Source organism: Achromobacter sp., assembly GCF_050285565.1.
GTDB lineage: Bacteria > Pseudomonadota > Gammaproteobacteria > Burkholderiales > Burkholderiaceae_B > Achromobacter.
Genome location: NZ_JBLZXG010000003.1, coordinates 227185 through 239503, shown reverse-complemented (window position 1 = coordinate 239503; position 12319 = coordinate 227185). Strand labels below are relative to the sequence as shown.

The 12319-nt window shown below is 68.0% G+C and carries 10 protein-coding genes and 1 pseudogene; 8 read left to right on the top strand and 3 right to left on the bottom strand.

Translation table 11 applies throughout. The features are described 5' to 3' along the window. Positions 1–7 precede the first annotated feature (7 nt). The 3 genes from ACN6O8_RS07030 (at position 8) to ACN6O8_RS07020 (ending at position 5088) form a co-directional block, all read left to right on the top strand. Positions 8–3235: an error-prone DNA polymerase gene (locus ACN6O8_RS07030; protein ID WP_427990348.1), complete on the top strand. Its 3228-nt coding sequence runs from the start codon at positions 8–10 to the stop codon at positions 3233–3235. Positions 3236–3408: 173 nt separating this feature from the next. Then, positions 3409–3789, top strand: coding sequence for an I78 family peptidase inhibitor (locus ACN6O8_RS07025; RefSeq protein WP_427990347.1), 381 nt, complete (start codon positions 3409–3411; stop codon positions 3787–3789). A gap of 270 nt (positions 3790–4059) precedes the next feature. Next, complete coding sequence (locus ACN6O8_RS07020; RefSeq protein ID WP_427990346.1) at positions 4060–5088, top strand: MerR family transcriptional regulator; 1029 nt, start codon at positions 4060–4062, stop codon at positions 5086–5088. Between the two features lie 36 nt (positions 5089–5124). Here the strand turns inward: ACN6O8_RS07020 and ACN6O8_RS07015 are convergent, their stop codons facing one another. Continuing rightward, positions 5125–6024, bottom strand: coding sequence for a LysR family transcriptional regulator (locus ACN6O8_RS07015; RefSeq protein WP_427990345.1), 900 nt, complete (start codon positions 6022–6024; stop codon positions 5125–5127). A 108-nt stretch (positions 6025–6132) separates the two neighbouring features. On the opposite strand from ACN6O8_RS07015, the gene ACN6O8_RS07010 reads away from it, so the two are divergent. The 4 genes from ACN6O8_RS07010 to ACN6O8_RS06995 all read left to right on the top strand — a co-directional run bounded on the left by ACN6O8_RS07010 (position 6133) and on the right by ACN6O8_RS06995 (position 10364). Next, positions 6133–7023: an aldo/keto reductase family oxidoreductase gene (locus ACN6O8_RS07010; RefSeq protein WP_427990344.1), complete on the top strand. Its 891-nt coding sequence runs from the start codon at positions 6133–6135 to the stop codon at positions 7021–7023. Between the two features lie 54 nt (positions 7024–7077). Beyond that, positions 7078–7728: an NUDIX hydrolase gene (locus ACN6O8_RS07005; RefSeq protein ID WP_427990343.1), complete on the top strand. Its 651-nt coding sequence runs from the start codon at positions 7078–7080 to the stop codon at positions 7726–7728. Between the two features lie 91 nt (positions 7729–7819). Continuing rightward, positions 7820–8653 (top strand): ribose-phosphate diphosphokinase, encoded by an 834-nt coding sequence (gene prs, locus ACN6O8_RS07000; RefSeq protein ID WP_427990342.1) that lies wholly within the window; start codon positions 7820–7822, stop codon positions 8651–8653. 22 nt (positions 8654–8675) lie between these two features. Next, positions 8676–10364 carry a nicotinate phosphoribosyltransferase gene (locus ACN6O8_RS06995; RefSeq protein ID WP_427990341.1) on the top strand — a complete coding sequence of 563 codons (1689 nt, stop codon included), beginning with the start codon at positions 8676–8678 and terminating at the stop codon, positions 10362–10364. Positions 10365–10394: 30 nt separating this feature from the next. Here ACN6O8_RS06995 and ACN6O8_RS06990 read toward each other — a convergent pair. Then, positions 10395–10568: pseudogene (locus tag ACN6O8_RS06990) on the bottom strand (helix-turn-helix domain-containing protein); the annotation flags it as partial. A 289-nt stretch (positions 10569–10857) separates the two neighbouring features. Here ACN6O8_RS06990 and ACN6O8_RS06985 point away from each other — a divergent pair. Further along, positions 10858–11253: an Ltp family lipoprotein gene (locus ACN6O8_RS06985; RefSeq protein ID WP_427990340.1), complete on the top strand. Its 396-nt coding sequence runs from the start codon at positions 10858–10860 to the stop codon at positions 11251–11253. Between the two features lie 71 nt (positions 11254–11324). Here the strand turns inward: ACN6O8_RS06985 and ACN6O8_RS06980 are convergent, their stop codons facing one another. Beyond that, positions 11325–12266, bottom strand: a complete 942-nt coding sequence (locus tag ACN6O8_RS06980; RefSeq protein ID WP_427990679.1) for a LysR family transcriptional regulator — start codon at positions 12264–12266, stop codon at positions 11325–11327. Positions 12267–12319 lie beyond the last annotated feature (53 nt).

Here is a 12319-nt window from a genome sequence, read left to right as displayed (position 1 = left end):
CCCCGCCATGCAAACGCCCGACGATCCCCATGACGACGCCCCCGGTCCCCCGGCCGGGCTGCCCGGCTACGCCGAACTGCAATGCCAGTCGAACTTCTCGTTCCTGCGGGGCGCCTCGCACCCCGAGGAACTGGTCGCCCGCGCCGCCGAACTGGGCTACGCCGCGCTGGCCATCACCGACGAATGCAGCCTGGCCGGCGTGGTGCGCGCCCACGTCGAGGCCAAGACCCAGAAGCTGCCGCTGATCATCGGCGCCACCTTCCGGCTGCGCGCCGGCCCCGACGCCGCCCCGCTCGACCTGACCCTGCTGGCGCAGACCCGCGAGGGTTACGGCAACCTGTCCGAACTCATCACCCTGGCCCGCACCCGCGCCCCCAAGGGCGAATACCGGCTCGCGCCCGAGGACTTCACCGCCCCGCCGCCGGGCCACGAACACCTGCGCCACCTGCCCGAATGCCTGGCGATCCTGTCGCCCGTCTACGGCGACGACCCCGACCGCATGGCGCAGCAGGCGCGCTGGCTGGCCGCCACCTTCCCGCGCCGCGCCTGGGTCGGCCTGACGCTGCTGTACCGCTCGCGCGACGACCTGCACCGCGCCGCCGTCGACCACGCCGCGCGCGCCGCCGAGCTGCCGGTGGTGGCGCTGGGCCAGGTGCAGATGCACGTGCGTTCGCGCAAGCCGCTGCACGACACCCTGACCGGCATCCGCACCCACCAGTGCGTGTCGCAATGCGGCTACGCGCTGTCCGGCAACGCCGAGCAGCACCTGCGCACCCGCATGCGGCTGGCCAATCTGTATCCGCCCGAGGCGCTGGCGCAGACCCTGGTGGTGGCGCGCCGCTGCGCCTTCTCGCTGGACGAACTGCGCTACGAATATCCCGACGAGATCATCCCGCGCGGCCACACGCCCGCCACCTACCTGCGCCAGGAAACCCTGGCCGGCGCCGCGCGGCGCTTTCCGGCCGGGGTGCCGGCGCACGTCAGCGAGCAGATCGAAAAGGAACTGGCGCTGATCGCCGACCTGCAATACGAGGCCTATTTCCTCACGGTCTACGACATCGTGCGCCACGCCCGCGACAACGGCATCCTGTGCCAGGGACGCGGGTCCGCCGCCAACTCGGCAGTGTGCTACTGCCTGGGCATCACCGAGGTCGACCCGCGCCGCGGCAACAACCTGTTCGAGCGCTTCATCAGCAAGGAACGCAACGAACCGCCCGACATCGACGTCGACTTCGAGCACCAGCGGCGCGAGGAAGTGATCCAGTACATCTACGGCAAGTACGGCCGCCAGCGCGCCGCCCTGACCGCCGTGGTGATCTCCTACCGCCCGCGCAGCGTACTGCGCGACACCGGCCGCGCGCTGGGGGTGGATCCGGGCGTGATCGACGCGGTGGCGCGCGCCCACCAGTGGTGGGACGGCAAGAAGGAAATGCTGCGCACCCTGGGCGCCTGCGGGCTGGACCCGGAATCGCGGGTGGCGCGGCAATGGGCCGCGCTGGCCCAGACCCTGATGGGCTTTCCGCGCCACCTGTCGCAGCACCCGGGCGGCTTCGTCATCTCGCGCGGCAAGCTGTCGCGGCTGGTGCCGATCGAGAACGCCGCCATGGCCGACCGCAGCGTGGTGCAGTGGGACAAGGACGACCTGGACGCGCTCAAGCTGCTCAAGGTCGACGTGCTGGCCCTGGGCATGCTGTCGGCGCTGCGCCGCACCCTGGAACTGGCCGGCCAGCGCCGTGGCCAGCCGCTGCGCCTGCAGGACATCCCCGAAGGCGACGAACCCACCTACGACATGATCTGCGAAGCCGACACCATCGGCGTGTTCCAGATCGAATCGCGCGCCCAGATGACCATGCTGCCGCGCCTGCGGCCGCGCGAATACTACGACCTGGTGGTGCAGGTGGCGATCGTGCGGCCCGGCCCGATCCAGGGCGGCATGGTGCATCCCTACCTGCGGCGCCGCCAGGGCAAGGAAAAGGCAAGCTATCCCAGCGAAAAAGTGCGCGGCGTGCTCAGCCGCACCATGGGCGTGCCCATCTTCCAGGAACAGGTGATGCAGATCGCCGTGGTCGCGGCCGGCTTCTCGCCAGGAGACGCCGACCAGTTGCGCCGCTCCATGGCCGCCTGGAAGCGCAAGGGCGGCGTCGACAAATACCGCGCCCAACTGGTCGGCGGCCTGCTGGCCCACGGCTACACCCTGGAATTCGCCGAGGCGCTGTTCCGCCAGGTCGAAGGCTTTGGCGAGTACGGCTTCCCCGAAAGCCACGCCGCCAGCTTCGCGCTGCTGGCCTACGCCAGCTCCTGGCTCAAGCGCCACGAGCCCGAGGCCTTCCTGGCGGCCCTGCTCAACTCCCAGCCCATGGGCTTTTACGCGCCGGCGCAACTGGTGCAGGACGCGCGCCGCCACGGCGTGCGGGTGCTGCCGGTGGACGTGACCGTCAGCGGCAGGGACGCGGCGCTGGAAACCCCGCCCGCCGACGCGCCGCCGCGCCGGGCCCACCCCCACGCCCCCGCGCCGGACGAAACCCGCCCCGCCGTGCGTCTGGGCCTGAACCTGATCCAGGGCCTGCACCAAGACAGCGCCCGCCGCATCGAGGCGGCCCGCGCCCAGGCGCCCTTCACCAGCACCGGCGACCTGGCCCGCCGCGCCGCCCTGACGCGCCACGACCTGAACGCCCTGGCCGCTGGCGACGCCCTGCGCACCCTGGCCGGCCACCGCCGCCAGGCCAGTTGGGAAGCCGCCGCCAGCGTCCACAGCCGCGACCTGCTGCGCGACGCCGCCATCCACGAGACCGAGGCGCCGCGACTGGCCGCGCCCACCGAGAGCCAGACCGTGGCGGCCGACTACCGCAGCGTCGGCCTGACCCTGCGGCGCCACCCCGTCGAACTGCTGCGCCCGCAATTGGCGGCGCGCAATTTCCAGCCCGCCAGCGTGCTCAACGGCTACCCCGACAAGCGCGTGGCCCGCGCCTGTGGCATCGTCACCGTGCGCCAGCGGCCGCAGACCTCCAAGGGCGTGATCTTCGTCACCCTGGAAGACGAAACCGGCCCGGTCAACGTGGTGGTGCGCCCCGAGCTGATCGAACGCCAGCGGCGCGAACTGCTCGGCGCCACCCTGCTGGGCGTGTATGGCAGTTGGCAGAGCGTGGACGGCGTGCGTCACCTGATCGCGCAGCGGCTGGTGGACCTGTCCGAGTTGCTGGGCGGCCTGAGCATGCCCAGCCGCAATTTCCACTGACGGCGGGAGACGGCGCCGCCGAACGCGCTGGCCGCCAGCCACGCCCGGACGTACAGCCCCGGCACGCCCGCCGAGCGCGCGGCCGGCGGCTGGTCTATGATGGATTTTCCGCGACGCCCGCCAGCCCGCGCGATGGCCGTGCCGCGGAAACGTTTTATTTTTCAGGAGTGATCATGATCCGCAAGCTGATTCCCGTTCTGCTGGTAGCCACGCTGAGCGCCTGCGCCAACACCGGAGCCCCGCGTTCCTCCTCGTCCGCCTCCGCCAGCAGCGCCAGCTCGCCCGCCGTGTCCGACAGCGCCTCCGGCGCGTCGTACGGATCGTCCTCCGCCCCGTCCGGCAGCGCCCGCAAGACCTGCGACGCCAGCACCCTGCAATCCCAGATCGGTCAGAAAGCCACCCAGTCCGTCACGGAAGACCTGCGCAGCCGCAGCGGCGCCGCCACGGCCCGCATCCTGCGTCCGGGCCAATTGGTCACCATGGAATACAACGACACCCGCTTGAACCTGATCGTCGACGACAAGGATGTGATGACGGCGATCCGCTGCGGCTGATCCCGCCACTCCCGGCACGACGGGCGCAGCGGGCGCAATCGCCCCGCGCCCGCTTGTTCCGGGCGGCGCGGTTGCCCGCGCCATCCCGGGACGATCCGGCAAGCCGACCGCGTCCAGGGACAGCCCCGCCCCGGCCCCAAGCGCCGCCGGGCCGGCAGGCCACGATCTGCCCGCCGCCGCGCCCCTTCGCGGCGCCCGCGCCCCCCACGCTTGACCCTCACGCAACGTCATGCCCAAAAGTTCCGTCTGCGCCATCAACGGAGGACCCCCGTGCGACTGAAAGTAGGAGAACTGGCCAAGCGCAGCGGACTGACCGTCCGCACGCTGCACCACTATCACGCGATCGGCCTGCTGACACCTTCGGCGCGCGCCGACAACGGCTACCGGCTCTACGGCCGCGACGACATCGCCCGACTGCACCAGATCCAGGCATTGCGTCGCTTCGGACTGCCGCTGGCCGAGATCGGCGCCTACCTGGACCAACCCGGCACGCCGCTGGACGAGATCATCGCCAGGCAAATCGCGATGCTCGACCGCCAGATCCAACAGGCCGCCCGGCTGCGCGAACGCCTCGCGCAGTTGCAAGGCCAGTTGGCGACGGGCGCGGAGCCGGAGCTGGCCGATTGGCTGACCACTCTGGAACTGATGAACATGTACGACAAATATTTTTCCCAGGAAGAACTGGCGCGCCTGCCCATGTATGGCCGTAGCCGCGACGACGATACCGACTGGCTCGCGCTGATCCAGGAGGTGCGCCAGCAGATGGACAGCGGCGCCCCGCCCGAGGACGCGCGCTCGCAGGCCCTGGCCCTGCGCTGGATGACGCTGCTGCTGCGCGACACCAACGGCGATCCGCGCCTGCTGGTAAAACTGAACCGGATGCACGAACAGGAGCCGGCCATGCAGGAACACATCGGCATTTCCCCCGCCATGCGTGACTACGTGGTGCGCGCCTTCTCCGAAAGCAAGCTGCGTCTGTACGAAAAGCACCTGACACCGGACGAGGCGCGCTTCATGCGGGCGCACTATCACGACCGCGTCGGCGAATGGCCGGCCCTGATCGCCCGGGTGCGCGATGCGATCGACGCCGGCCAGAGGCCCGACTCGGCCGCTGGCCGCGAACTGGCGCGGCAATGGCTGGAACTGTTTTGCACCTATGCGGGCAAGGACCCCGCCACCCACGCGAAATTCCGCCACGCGCTGATGACCGAGCCCGAACTGACCGCCGGCACCTGGGCCGACGACGCCACGCTGGCCTTCATGCGCCAGGCGATGGGGGCATTGACGGCGGCGCGCTGAACCGCGGACGCGGCCACGGCCTTAGTCGCGGTCGCGCTACCAGCGCGCCGCCTGCACAAAATCCACGAACGCGCGCAACGGCGCCGGCAGATAATGCCGGCCCGGAAAATACAGCAAGGGGCCGGTGAAGCCTGGCCACCAATCCGCCAGCACCGGCTCCAGCTCGCCGCGGTCCAGGTAAGGCCGCAGCCAATCCTCGAACAAATAGACCACCCCGGCCCCGGCCACCGCCGCATCGACCGCCAGGTCCGCCGCCGCCCCCAGGCTGACGATCAGCGGACCGTCCACCTCCACCGTGACGGACTCGCCGTCGCGTTCAAACGTCCACGCCGGCATGGCGCCGCTGGCAAAGCGCCCGCGCAGGCACAAGTGCTGGCGCAGGTCCTGCGGGTGCCGCGGCCGCCCATGCCGGGCCAGGTACGCCGGCGCGGCGGCCACCGCCATCCGCTGGCGCCGTGGGCCGATCGGGATGGCCACCATGTCCTGGTCCATGCTCTCCTCGTACCGGATGCCCGCGTCACAACCGGATTGCAGCAGCTCGACGAAGCGGTCATCGACGATCACCTCCAGCCGGATCTCCGGGTACTGGGCCAGAAACGGCGGCACAATGCGCGGCAGCACCAGCCGCGACGCCGCCAGCGGCACATTCAGACGCAGCCTGCCCGCTGGCCGGTCGCGGAAACTGTTGGCCACGTCCAGCGCCGACTCGACCGCGTCCAGCGCCGGCGTCAGTTGCTCCAGCAGGCGCTGTCCGGCCGCCGTGGTCGCCACGCTGCGCGTGGTGCGATTCAACAGCCGCACGCCCAGCCGCGCCTCCAGCCGGCGCACCGCTTCACTCAACTGCGACGCGCTGGTTCCCGTCTGCCGCGCCGCGCCGCGAAAGCCCCCATGCGTCGCCACCGCGACAAAGGCACTGATGTCTTGAAGGTTGGACACGGCGGCCCCTATTGTTCGTCATTCCGCACAAGCTGTGCGATTACCAGGGATTGTCGCACGCAGCACGCCGCCCTAGACTCGCTTTCATTCACCCCCCCGGAGCAAGTCATGACCTCGATTCAACACGCCGGCGCCTATTCGCTGGGCAACCTGTCCGTCAACCGCCTGGGCTACGGCGCCATGCAACTGGCCGGCCCCCACGTGTTCGGCCCGCCCAAGGACAAGGCGCAGGCCCTGGCCGTCCTGCGCGAAGCGGTGGCGCTGGGCATCAACCACCTGGACACCAGCGATTTCTACGGCCCGCACATCACCAACCAACTGATCCGCGAGGCGCTGCACCCCTACCGCGACGACCTGGTCATCGTCACCAAAGTGGGCGCGCGCCGCGGCGCGGACGCCTCGTGGCTGCTGGCCAATTCGCCGGCCGAACTGGAAACGGCGGTGCACGACAACCTGCGCAACCTGGGCCTGGACGTGCTGGACGTGGTCAACCTGCGGCTCATGTTCGACGTGACCGGCCCGGCCGAAGGCGACATCGAACCGGCCATGAGCACCCTGGCCGAATTGCAGCGCAAGGGCCTGATCCGCCACCTGGGCCTGAGCAACGCCACCGCGCGCCAAGTGGCGCAGGCGCGCGGCATCGCCGACATCGTCTGCGTGCAGAACCAGTACAACATCGCGCACCGCGCCGACGACGCGTTGATCGGGCAGCTGGCGCAAGACGGCATCGCCTACGTGCCGTTCTTCCCGCTGGGCGGCTTCTCGCCGCTGCAATCGGCCACGCTGGAGCGCGTGGCCGCAGACTGCCAGGCCACGCCGATGCAGACCGCGCTGGCCTGGCTGCTGCAACGCTCGCCCAACATCCTGCTGATCCCGGGCACCTCGTCGATCGAGCACCTGCGGCAGAACGCCGCCGCGGCCAGCCTGGCGCTGCCGCCGCGGGCGGTGGCCGAGCTTGACGGCATTGGCGCCGCCAGCCAGGGCGGCGGGCGCGGTTGACCAATCCGGCGCATAGTGGCACCTTACCCCGAAGTGCCACGCCCGGGACCACCCTTGGACCACCCCCAACCCCTCGTCACCGTCGACGCCGTCCTGCTCACCTTGCGCCAGACCGGCCTGGAAATCGCCCTGCATCCGCGCGACCGCGCGCCGTTCAAGGGCGCCATGGCCTTGCCCGGCGGCATGGTGCACGTGGATGAAGACGCCAGCACCGAGGCCAGCATCCGCCGCGTGCTGCGCGCCAAGACCGGCTTCGAGCCGCGCTACCTGGAGCAGTTGCAGGTGTTCTCCGGACCGCATCGCGACCCGCGCAAGTGGTCGCTGTCCGTCTCCTACGTGGCGTTGGTGCCGGCGGCTGAATTGGAAGCCGCGCCCGCCGGCTTTCGCTTCGTCAGCGTGGACGCGCTGCCGCCGCTGGCCTTCGACCACGCCGACATCGTCGCCGCCGCCGTGGCCCGCGTGCGCGGCAAATCCAGCTACTCGACCCTGCCGTTCTTCCTGCTGCCCGAACGCTTCACGCTGACCGAACTGCAACGCACCTACGAAGCCATCCTGCAAACCACGCTCGAAAAATCCAACTTCCGCCGCAAGATGGAAGCCTGGGACGTGCTGGAGGCCACCGACGACTACGTGCTGGGCGCCCAGCGCCCCGCGCGCCTGTACCGCCTGAAAGACTTCACCCTGTTCGACCGCAGCGTCGGATAAGCGCGCGCCTGCGCCACCCTTAGTTGCATACAAACAATAAGTAGGCTTATACTTGCCTCACTTAGTTTTAATTTGCCACTAAGGCCTGATCATGTTCACCCTCACCGCGCTCGTAGAAGGACAACGCCAAACCGACACGCCCCGCGCGTTCGTGTTCCCCGGCGGCGAAAGCCAGGTCACCGTGCCCGCCACCTTGCAGGCCTGCGCCGACGCGGCCAGCGAATTCCGCATCCACGCCCTGCTGAAGTCGGCCGACGATGTCATGCAATTGCTGCTGCTGACCGACGCCCTGCGCCGCCTGAACCCGGCCGCGCCGGTGCACCTGGACATGCCCTACGTGCCCTATGCCCGCCAGGACCGCGTCTGCAACCCCGGCGAAGCGCTGGGCGCGGCCGTGTTCTGCAAACTCATCAACGACCAGCAATACGCCACCGTCACCGTGGTCGAGCCGCACAGCGACGTCACCCCCGCCCTGCTGCAACGCGTTCGCGTGATCGACGCCAGCGCCTTCCTGAAGAACGCCCTGGCCAACCCCGTCTTCGCCAACGGCGTGACCCTGATGGCGCCCGACGCCGGCGCCCGCAAGCGCGTCCAGGCCCTGGCCAAAAAGCTCGGCGTGGCCGCCGTGCGCTACGCCGAAAAAGTGCGCGACCCGCAGACCGGCCGCATCACCGAAACCCGCGTGCCCGACGACATCCCGGCGCAACCCGTGCTGGTGGTCGACGACATCTGCGACGGCGGCCGCACCTTCCTGGAACTGGCCTCGGCCTTGCGCGAGAAGACCGGCCAGCCGCTCTACCTGTACGTGACCCACGGCCTCTTCAGCAAAGGCCTGGCCGAACTGAACGCCCGCTACGCCGGCCTCTACGCCGCCTATGACTGGACGGGCGCCGAAGGCCCGGGCGCGCCCGTCATCGTCAACTGAACATCAAGCAGGAGTCCACACCATGAACGCCCCCGCCTCTACCAAGAACGGCATCAACCCCTTGCTGCAAGCCGACTTCTACAAGACCGGCCACCCCTTCCAGTACCCCCAAGGCACCAACAGGATCCTGGCCAACTTCACGCCGCGCTCGGCCCGGCTGGCGCCCGTGCTGCCGGAACTGTTCGACAACAAGATCGTCTGGTTCGGCCTGCAAGGCTTCATCAAGGAAATCCTGATCGACCTGTTCAACCGCGAATTCTTCGGCAAGCCCGCCGGGGCGGCCGTGCGCCAATATCAGCGTCGCGTCGACAACGCGCTAGGCAAGGGCGCGGTCACCGTCGACCACCTGCAAGCGTTGTACGAACTGGGCTACCTGCCGCTGGAAATCCGCTCCCTGCCCGAAGGCGCCCGCGTCGACATCCGCGTGCCGCCCGTCACTTTCGTCAATACGAAGCCGGAATTCGCCTGGCTGGTCACCTACATCGAAACGCTGTTCAGTTGCGAATCGTGGAAGCCGTCCACCGTGGCCACCATCGCCTTCGAGTACCGCAAGCTCTTGACCTACTTCGCCCGCCTGACCGGCAGCCCGATGGACTTCGTCAACTGGCAGGGCCACGACTTCTCGATGCGCGGCATGGCCGGCCTGTACGACGCCCGCAAGAGCGGCGCCGGCCACCTGCTGTCGTTCACCGGCACCGACACCATTCCCGCCATCGACTACCTGGAAGACCTGTACGGCGCCGATTCGGACCGCGAACTGGTCGGCGGCTCGGTGCCCGCCACCGAACACTCGGTCATGTGCCTGGGCAGCAAGGAAGGCGAAATCGAAACCATCCGCCGCCTGGTCACGCAGGTCTACCCGGCCGGCATCGTGTCGGTGGTGTCGGACACCTGGGACTTCTGGCAAGTGGTCACGGACTTCGCCGCCGCATTGAAGTCGGCAATCCTGGCGCGCCAGCCCGATCCCTTCGGCAACGCCAAGGTGGTGTTCCGCCCGGACTCCGGCGATCCCGTGAAAATCCTGACCGGCTACTTCTGCACCGACGTGGCGAGCCTCGAAGACACCACCGCCCTGGCCGCCGCCCGCCGCGACGGCTTCGAGGCGGTGCGCGACGCCGCGACGGGCGCCTGGTGGCGACTGGACGACGACGCACGCCCCAGCCAGGCGCTGCGCGAAGCCGAAGTCAAAGGCGCCGTGCAATGCCTGTGGGACATCTTCGGCGGCGTCGTGACCGAGCGCGGCTACAAGCTGCTGGATCCGCACGTCGGCCTGATCTACGGCGATTCCATCACGCTGGCGCGCGGCCGCGATATCCTGGTGCGGCTGGAAAGAAAGGGCTTTGCCTCCGGCAACGTGGTCCTGGGCATCGGCTCCTACACCTACCAATACTTGACCCGCGACAGCTTCGGCTGGGCGCTCAAGGCGACGCATGCCGAGGTCAACGGCGAACCGCAGGAACTGGTGAAGGACCCCGTGACGGACTCCGGCGTGAAGCGGTCGGCCAAGGGGTTGCTGCGGGTGGATGAAACGGCGACGGGGTACGTGTTGCGTGACCAGCAAACGCCGGAACAGGCGGCGGGCGGCGCGTTGGTGCCGGTGTTTCGCGATGGGCAACTGCTGGTGGAACAGAGCCTGGCGCAGATCCGGGAGCGGTTGCAAGGGTCGTGGGTGTGCCCGGAGCCGGGGAGTCTTGATTGGGGAGGCTGCTGAACGGATAGCCGTCGGCGCGCCCGCCGGGGTCAATTCCAAACGGTTGTTGTGGCGGATGAACAGCGGCTGGCCGCCGCTTGCCTCCAGCGCCCGCACCTGCTCCGTGACGCAGGGCTGGGACAGGTGGACCCGCTTGGCGGCCTGCGTGAAGCTCAATGTTTCGACTGCCGCCAGGAAGATCTTCAGTTGCCGTAGTTGGAACATGGGGTGTCCGAAGGGAGATTGCCGGGCGGCATACGGCAGGAAATCCACGCCACCTCGGACGCGCATTCCCTGCGCGCAGTATCCATGGCCACTGACGGATTCGGATTCAGATAGCGCCGTTACATGCGGATTTTATTGGCAGTGTATATTTACGTTTCATTCTCCACTCGGCCATTCAACCTTTCCGATAAAAAACATCGCGAAAATCTGAAGAAGCGGCTCCCTTCCGGAATAACCGAATGGCAGATTCGAGATCGCATTTCAATATCACCTCACAATAAAACTGGATATGAAAAAGACGATAGCGCGCGCATGCATCTCCCTTATCACTCTTGCAACCCTTGGCACGACTTCCGCCTGGGCTCAAGAACTGACCATTCCTCAAAAGAATGCCGTGCGCTCGGCCAAGCAATACCTCAGTTTTGCCGGATTTTCACGCAGTGGATTGATTCAGCAGCTTTCGTCGGACGCGGGTGACGGATACAAGGTTGCGGATGCCACAATCGCGGTGGACAGCCTCAAGGTGGATTGGAACAAGCAGGCCGCCAGATCCGCACAGAATTATGTGGATATGACGGGTTTTTCGTGCAAAGGCCTGATCCAGCAGTTGTCGTCGAGCGCGGGCGACCGCTACACCAAGAGCGAAGCAACCTACGGCGCCAAGGCCGTGGGCGTGTGCGAATAGAAGCATATTCGAGGGGCGTTGAAACCAAAGCGCGCTAAATAGCGCCGATCCGTTGCAGCGCCCGTCCCCTGCTACTCCCCGCGCCCCCGCACCGCCGGTGGCACATGCGGCAGAAAATCCCCCGCCACTTCAAACGCGCATTCCTCGCGCGCAATATCGATCACCCGCGACACCACCGGATTGACGATGCTCTTCTTGTGCACCGCGTAGTAATTGATCGTGGGCAAATCCGGCTGCACATCCAGCCGGCACAACGCCCCGCGCTCGACCAGCGGCGCGAAATACGCCCCCGGCAGGTAGCTGATGCCCAGCCCCAGCATGGTCAACTGCGCCATCATGCCCAGGCTGTTACAGGTCAGCACCCGCTTGACCGACAGGCCCTGCTCGGCGAACCAGGCATCGTACAGATGCGACAGCGCCGAATTGGTCGGCTGCGAGATCACCGGATACGGCGCCAGGTCCTGCGGCGCCAGCCGCGCCGCAAAGTCGATGTCCAGCGACGGGCTGGCCATCCACACGTTGGTCACCGCGCCCAGGTGGACGCAGTCGTACTGGTAGCTCCAGAACGGCCCCGGCATGATCGCCAGGTCCAGCTGGTCCTGCTCCAGTCGTTCGTACAGCGTGATGCCGCCGTCGATCTCCGGCATAAGCTGCACCTTGGGATAGCGCAGGCTGATCTGGCTGACCAGCCGCGCCAGCCAGGTCATGCCGACCAGCTCGGTCACGCCCAGCCGCACCACGCCCTCGAAGCTGGCCGGGTCGGCCATGTTCCGCACGATGCGGCTGTTCAGGTCCAGCATCTCGCGCGCCAGCTCGAACAGCTTGCGGCCCTGCGCCGTCAGCACCAGCTTCTTGGCGCGGCGCTCGAACAGCGGCGCGCCGGCAAAGGCCTCCAGCTCGCCCACCCGCTTGGCGACCGCCGACTGGGTGGTGTGCAGCTTGCGCGAAGACGCGCTGAAGCTGCCCAGTTGCGAGCTCCAGTAGAACGCCTCCAACTGTTTGAGGGTGTACATCGCGGCGGTGGATGTGAAATGCATGAAGAACCCTCACATTATCGTCGACAGGC

Bases quoted from the DNA above. Each gene is read 5' to 3' on its own strand.
- ACN6O8_RS06980 (WP_427990679.1), bottom strand. From the start codon at position 12,266: ATGTACACCCTCAAACAGTTGGAGGCGTTCTACTGGAGCTCGCAACTG.
- prs (WP_427990342.1), top strand. From the start codon at position 7,820: ATGTTCACCCTCACCGCGCTCGTAGAAGGACAACGCCAAACCGACACG.
- ACN6O8_RS07010 (WP_427990344.1), top strand. From the start codon at position 6,133: ATGACCTCGATTCAACACGCCGGCGCCTATTCGCTGGGCAACCTGTCC.
- ACN6O8_RS06995 (WP_427990341.1), top strand. From the start codon at position 8,676: ATGAACGCCCCCGCCTCTACCAAGAACGGCATCAACCCCTTGCTGCAA.
- ACN6O8_RS07030 (WP_427990348.1), top strand. From the start codon at position 8: ATGCAAACGCCCGACGATCCCCATGACGACGCCCCCGGTCCCCCGGCC.
- ACN6O8_RS07025 (WP_427990347.1), top strand. From the start codon at position 3,409: ATGATCCGCAAGCTGATTCCCGTTCTGCTGGTAGCCACGCTGAGCGCC.
- ACN6O8_RS06985 (WP_427990340.1), top strand. From the start codon at position 10,858: ATGAAAAAGACGATAGCGCGCGCATGCATCTCCCTTATCACTCTTGCA.